The 5575-nt window shown below is 69.7% G+C and carries 7 protein-coding genes; 6 read left to right on the forward strand and 1 reads right to left on the reverse strand.

Translation table 11 applies throughout. The features are described 5' to 3' along the window. Nucleotides 1-134: 134 nt before the first annotated feature. Genes VLG41_RS03115 through VLG41_RS03135 form a run of 5 tightly spaced genes read left to right on the forward strand, consistent with a single transcriptional unit; the run spans nt 135 to nt 4493 of the window. The gene (locus VLG41_RS03115) at nt 135-431 is read left to right on the forward strand and encodes a putative quinol monooxygenase (RefSeq protein WP_325347939.1); all 297 of its coding nucleotides are present in this window, start codon (nt 135-137) and stop codon (nt 429-431) included. A 10-nt stretch (nt 432-441) separates the two neighbouring features. Continuing rightward, complete coding sequence (locus VLG41_RS03120; protein ID WP_325347940.1) at nt 442-948, forward strand: VOC family protein; 507 nt, start codon at nt 442-444, stop codon at nt 946-948. Between the two features lie 44 nt (nt 949-992). Then, complete coding sequence (locus VLG41_RS03125; protein WP_325347941.1) at nt 993-1976, forward strand: sugar ABC transporter substrate-binding protein; 984 nt, start codon at nt 993-995, stop codon at nt 1974-1976. Then, nucleotides 1957-3483 carry a sugar ABC transporter ATP-binding protein gene (locus tag VLG41_RS03130; RefSeq protein ID WP_325347942.1) on the forward strand — a complete coding sequence of 509 codons (1527 nt, stop codon included), beginning with the start codon at nt 1957-1959 and terminating at the stop codon, nt 3481-3483. The genes VLG41_RS03125 and VLG41_RS03130 overlap by 20 nt, the downstream gene beginning before the upstream one ends. 14 nt (nt 3484-3497) lie before the next feature. After that, on the forward strand, nt 3498-4493 hold the full coding sequence (locus VLG41_RS03135) for an ABC transporter permease (RefSeq protein ID WP_325347943.1): 996 nt from the start codon (nt 3498-3500) through the stop codon (nt 4491-4493). 73 nt (nt 4494-4566) lie between these two features. Here the strand turns inward: VLG41_RS03135 and VLG41_RS03140 are convergent, their stop codons facing one another. Next, on the reverse strand, nt 4567-5190 hold the full coding sequence (locus VLG41_RS03140) for an FMN-dependent NADH-azoreductase (RefSeq protein WP_325347944.1): 624 nt from the start codon (nt 5188-5190) through the stop codon (nt 4567-4569). A 124-nt stretch (nt 5191-5314) separates the two neighbouring features. Between VLG41_RS03140 and VLG41_RS03145 the strand changes: the two genes are divergently transcribed. Beyond that, nucleotides 5315-5575 (forward strand): LysR family transcriptional regulator (locus VLG41_RS03145; RefSeq protein WP_325347945.1); only part of this gene is annotated, 261 nt, incomplete at its 3' end.

Consider the following 5575-nt stretch of genomic DNA (forward strand, 5'->3'; position numbering starts at 1 on the left):
GAATGCGCTGAATTGGGAGCAGTTCCTCAAGCAAAGCAAGTGGCAGGGCGATCTCATGAGCTTCGGCGCCGCGCCCGAAGCCAGCGCGCCCGCGCTCGAGTCCACGTGAGCCAGGCCGCACAGGAGATCTCACCATGACGACGCTCGTGATCATCGGCAGCGCCAAGGCCAGGCCCGGCAAAGCCGAAGCGTTCCGTGAAGTGCTCCAGTCCCTGCTGCTGCCCACCCTGGCCGAGGAAGGCTGCCTGCGCTACGAGATGAACGAATCCGAGGACGGCGACAGCTGGATCTTCACCGAGCTGTGGGAAAGCCGCGCGCTGTGGGACCGGCACATGGAGTCGCCCCAGCTCGCGCGCTACAAGGCCGTGGTGCACGACCTGGCCGAGTACTGGACGCTGTTCAAGGGCCACATGGTGCGCCCGGGCACCTGAGGTCGCCGCGATGCCCGCCACCAGCCTTTTCCACATCGCCATCAAGACCGGCAAGCCCGAGGCCAGCAAGCGCTTCTACGAGCAGGTTTTCGGCATGAGCGAGTCGCCGCGGCCCAAGTTCGAATTTCCGGGCTACTGGATGCAGCTGAACACGCCGCACGGCGGCTCCATCCTGCACATCTACACCGGCTCCGCGGCGCTGCGCAACGACGGCACGCTGCCGACCGGCAGCGGCGCCATCGACCACATCGCGCTGTCCGCGCACGGCTTCGCGCAGATGCGCGAGCGTTGCCGCGCGCTGGGCATTCCCTACCGCGAGCGCGAGGTGCCGGGTTTTCCGCTGTGGCAGCTGTTCTGCTACGACCCCAACGGCATCCAGTTCGAGATGAATTTCCACGCCGAGCACGAGGCCCGTCTGGACGTCGCCGTGGAGCCAGGCAACTGGGTCAAGGCCGGCGTGGAGTGGTTCGAGCCCGAGGCCTACCGCCAGTTCGAGACCGAGACCGGGACGGGCTGAGCGGTCTTTTTTTTTCCCACCCACATACCAACAGGAGACAAATGATGGATGCACAACGCAAGAACGGATCCCTCAGGCGCGGGTTGGCCGCACTGATGCTGGGCGCCGCCGCCACCGCGGCGTGCGCGCAGGCCGCCAGCGACAAGCCCCTGACCATCGGCGTGATCGAACTCTTCGCCAACCCGCACTTCGCCGAGGCGCGCAAGGGCATCGAGGAGTCCGCCAAGGCCAGCAACACGCGCGTTCTGGTGCAGAACGCCGGCTTCGACGCGGCGAAAGAAGCGCAGTTCATCCAGACCTTCATCACGCGCAAGGTCGACGCCATCCTGGTGTCGGCCGTGTCGCCCACCGGCTCGCTGGCCGCGCTGCGCCTGGCCAAGGCCGCGGGCATTCCGGTGGTGTGCTACACCACCTGCGTCAACCCACCGGACGACAAGAGCCTGGTGCAGGCCTATGTCACCAGCGACAACAAGAACATCGGGACCATCACGGGCCGCGCGGCGGCCAACTACATCAAGGCCCAACTGGGCGGCAAGGCCCGCGTGCTGATGCTCACCTGCGAGGCGTACGACGTGTGCAAGCAGCGCCGCGCCGGCATCAACGAGCAACTGGCCGGGCTGGACGTGAAGATCCTTGGCGAACAGGAAGGCTACCAACTGGACAAGGCGCGGCCCATCGCCGAATCGCTGCTGGCGGCGCATCCGGACGCCAACGTGTTCATCGCCGAGAACCAGGACGCCGTGGTGGCGGCCGCGCAGGCCATCAAGGCCAAGGGCCTCACCGGCAAGGTGGCCGTTTTCGGCATCGACGTGGACACGCAAGTGGCGCAGCTGATCGCCTCGCCCGACGGCATCGTGCACTGGACCACGGCGCAGGACCCGTACCGCTTGGGCGCCCGCGGCCTGGAGGCCGCCATCCGCGCCGCGCGCAAAGAGCCGGTGGGCGAGTTCTACCAGTACGCCCCTTCGCCCACTTACACCAAGGACAGCCCGCAAGCCGCGCTGAAGTATGTCGCCGACCGCCGTTGAGGCCATCGCGGCGACGGCCCTGCGCAAGTCCTACCCCGGCGTGCAGGCGCTGCAGGGCGTGGACTTCCGCGTGGCCGCGGGCGAGGTGCGGGCGCTGCTGGGCAAGAACGGCGCGGGCAAGTCCACGCTGGTGAAAATCCTCTCCGGCGCCGAGGCGCCCGACACCGGCACGCTGCAGGTGGCGGGCCGCGCGGTGGCGGTGTTCACCCCCGGCCACGCCAACGCACTGGGCGTGGCCGCCGTGCACCAGGAGCTGAGCCTGGTGCCGGAGCTCAGCGTGGCCGAGAACGTGCTGCTGGGGCGCTGGCGCGGCTTTCGCAAGGGTGGCTTCATCGACCAGGCGGCGATGCGGCGCGCGGCGGCCACGGTGCTCGCGGAGTTCGGCGTGCCGCTGGACCCGGCGGTGAAGGTGAGCCGCCTGTCGATCGCGCAGCAGCAGCTGGTGGAGATCGCGCGCGGCCTCTCGTTCAGCCCGCGCGTGCTGATCCTGGACGAGCCCACCAGCTCGCTGTGCGCGTCGGAGGTGGAGATGCTGCTGAAGACGGTGCGCACGCTGGCCGAGCGCGGCGTGGCCGTCGTCTACGTGTCGCACCGCATGGACGAGATCCAGCGCGTGGCGCACAGCGTGACGGTGCTGCGCGACGGCCGCCACATCGCCACCGTGCCCATCGCCCAAGCGCCCACGGGCGAGATCGTGCGCTTGATGACGGGCGAGCCCGCAGGCGCGGTGCCTCAGCGCCGCCAGGGCGCCACGCCGGGCGGCGTGGCGCTGAAGGTCAGCGGCCTGTCCACCGCGGGCCGGCTCAAGGACGTGAGTTTCGAGCTGCGCCAGGGCGAGATCGTGGGCCTGGCGGGGTTGTTGGGCTCGGGCCGCACCGAGCTGCTGCGCGCCATCTACGGGCTGGACGCGATCATCGGCGGCGGCATCGAGGTGTTCGGCCAGCCGCCGCGGCGGCGCTCGCCGCGCGCCATGATCCGCCACGGCGTGGGCCTGGCGCCCGAAGACCGCAAGAAGGAGGGGCTGGTGCTGGACATGGGCATCGCCCACAACCTGGTGCTGTCGTGCCTGCACAAGGTGGTGCACCGCGCGATGCTGTCGCACCGCCGGCAGACGCAGCTGGCGCAGCGCAGCGCGGCGCGCCTGTCGGTCAAGCTGGCCAGCCTGGCCGACCCGGTGCGCAGCCTCTCCGGCGGCAACCAGCAGAAGGTGGTGCTGGGCAAATGCATCAACGCCGACGTGCGGATCTTCCTGCTGGACGAGCCCACGCGCGGCGTGGACATCGCGGCCAAGCAGCAGATCCACGAGCTGCTGCGCGAGCTGGCGGCCCAGGGCACGGCGGTGCTGGTGGCTTCGTCCGAGATGGAGGAGCTGATGCTGCTGTGCGACCGGCTGCTGCTGATGAAGGACGGCGCCATCGTGGGTGAGCGTGAGGTGGCGCAAACCGACCTCGCCGAGGTGATGGCCGTCGCCATGGGCGGCGCGCATGGATGGTTCGAGAACAGATAAATGGAGACAAGACGATGAACACCGACACCCTGGCCTCGGGCGAGGCGGCGCGCGGCACGCGTGGCGCGCTGCGCCTGGCGCATCTGGACGCGCAGATCAAGGGCCTGCTCGTGGCGCTGGCCGCGCTGTTCGCGCTGGCGGCGCTGTTCGCACCCCACTTCGCCACCACGGGCAACCTGTTGGATGTGCTGCGGCAGGCGGCCTTCACCGGCCTCATCGCTTACGGCATGACGCTGGTGATCGTGGCTGGCGAGATCGACGTGAGCGTGGGCTCGGCCATCGCGTTCTCCTCCGCGCTGTTCGGCACGCTGGTGGTGGGCTTGAAGCTGCCGCTGGCGCTGGCTGCGCTGCTCGTGGTGGTGGTGGGCACGCTGCTGGGCGCGGGTGCGGGCGCCATCCGCGCCTACTTCAACATCCCGTCCTTCATCGTCACCCTGGCGATGTTTTCCGCGCTGCGCGGCGGCGCGCTGCTCATCACCGACGCCATGCCCATCCCTATCCTGGACGAGGGCTTCCAGGCCTGGGGCAGCGGCTCGGTGCTGGGCGTCCCCGTGCCCGCGCTGCTGATGCTGGCGACCTTCGTGGTGTTCAGCGTCGTGGCCTCACGCACCGCCTTCGGCCGCTCGGTGTACGCCATCGGTGGCAACGCGGAGGCGGCGCATCTCTCCGGCATCCCCGTCCAGCGCATCCGCATGGTGCTGTTCGCGCTCACCGGCGGACTGGCCGCGCTCACCGGGCTGCTGATGACCTCGCGCCTGGGCGCGGGCAATTCCAACATCGGCTACGGCGTGGAGTTCGCGGTCATCACCTCGGTGATCGTGGGTGGCGCCAGCCTGTTCGGCGGCAGGGGCTCCATGCTGGGCACCTTGCTGGGCGGCCTGTTCATCGCGGTGCTGAACAACGCGATGGTGCTGCTGGGCATCAATTCCTATGCGCAGGAGGTGGCCAATGGCGTCGTGGTGCTGCTGGCGGTGCTGGTGAGCGCGCGCTCAAGGCCCGGAAAGCGCTGAGGGCACGGTCTCCATGCCAGCAGCGCGGCGCGCCAGCGCCATTGTGGCCGGCGCGCCCACTCTGCGTCGATCTTCACGCGAACAGGCCGCGGGCGTCGCGCTCGGCGGTGGCCATCGCGGCCTGCACAGGCTCCGCGGGCCCCGCGGTGCCGCCCACGTGCAGGGTGACCACGCGCTGCACGCCGATGAACCGGAGCACCGCTTCCAGGTGCGGCGACAGGAAATCGACGGGGCTGCCCAGAGCGCCCGGAACGCCGCAGACCAGGGCCAGCACCGCCAGCCGGGTCTGCAGCAGGCCACGCGGGCCGTCCGCGCCGAACTGGAAGGTGTGACCAGCCCGCACGATCTGGTCCACCCAGGCCTTCAATGCCGACGGTGCGCCGAAGTTGTACATCGGGGCGGCGATCAGCAGGGTGTCGGCGCGGCGCACCTCCGAGACGAGCGCGTCGGAGAGCGCCGTGGCTTCGCGCAAGGCAGGCGTCAACTGCTCGGGCGGTGTATTGAAGCCGGTGATGGTTGCCTGCGCGAGGTGCGTTGGAGCGGCAAGCGCGAGTTCGCGGTGCACCCGCTCGCCGTGCGGGTGGGCGCGCCGCCATTGGGCTTCAACGATGTCGCCCACTCGGCGGCTGTGCGAGCCGTCCGTGCGGGCGCTGGCATCGATGCGCAGCAGGCGGGAGGTTGGGGTCGAGGTGTTCATGTTCGCGGTCATTGGAAGGGGAGAGCACCAGTCTTTCAGTCAGTCACGCCTCGCAACAGCCCGCGCGCCACATGGCACTCGTGCAGCTTCCGCACGGATCGTGCCGACCCGATGCACTGCCCCGATGGAAACCACCCAGCTCAAGGTATTTCTTGAAGTGGTGCGGCAAGGCAGCTTCGCGGCCGCGGGGCGCCGCCTGGCGCTGGATCCGTCGGCTGTGACGCGCGCCATTGGGGCCCTGGAGCAGGCCTTGCAGGTGCGCCTGTTCAACCGCACCACGCGGCGCCTGGCGCTCACCAGGGCCGGCGCGGCCTTCTCCGAGCAAGCCGCGGCGGCCCTGGAGCAACTCGATCGCGCCGTGGACGAGGCGCGCAGCAGCGGCGGG

It is taken from the genome of Hydrogenophaga sp., from assembly GCF_035481345.1.
GTDB lineage: Bacteria > Pseudomonadota > Gammaproteobacteria > Burkholderiales > Burkholderiaceae_C > Hydrogenophaga.

Coding starts and splice junctions, on each gene's coding strand:
- VLG41_RS03140 (WP_325347944.1), bottom strand. CDS start 5,190: ATGAACACCTCGACCCCAACCTCCCGCCTGCTGCGCATCGATGCCAGC.
- VLG41_RS03125 (WP_325347941.1), top strand. CDS start 993: ATGGATGCACAACGCAAGAACGGATCCCTCAGGCGCGGGTTGGCCGCA.
- VLG41_RS03135 (WP_325347943.1), top strand. CDS start 3,498: ATGAACACCGACACCCTGGCCTCGGGCGAGGCGGCGCGCGGCACGCGT.
- VLG41_RS03120 (WP_325347940.1), top strand. CDS start 442: ATGCCCGCCACCAGCCTTTTCCACATCGCCATCAAGACCGGCAAGCCC.
- VLG41_RS03130 (WP_325347942.1), top strand. CDS start 1,957: ATGTCGCCGACCGCCGTTGAGGCCATCGCGGCGACGGCCCTGCGCAAG.
- VLG41_RS03115 (WP_325347939.1), top strand. CDS start 135: ATGACGACGCTCGTGATCATCGGCAGCGCCAAGGCCAGGCCCGGCAAA.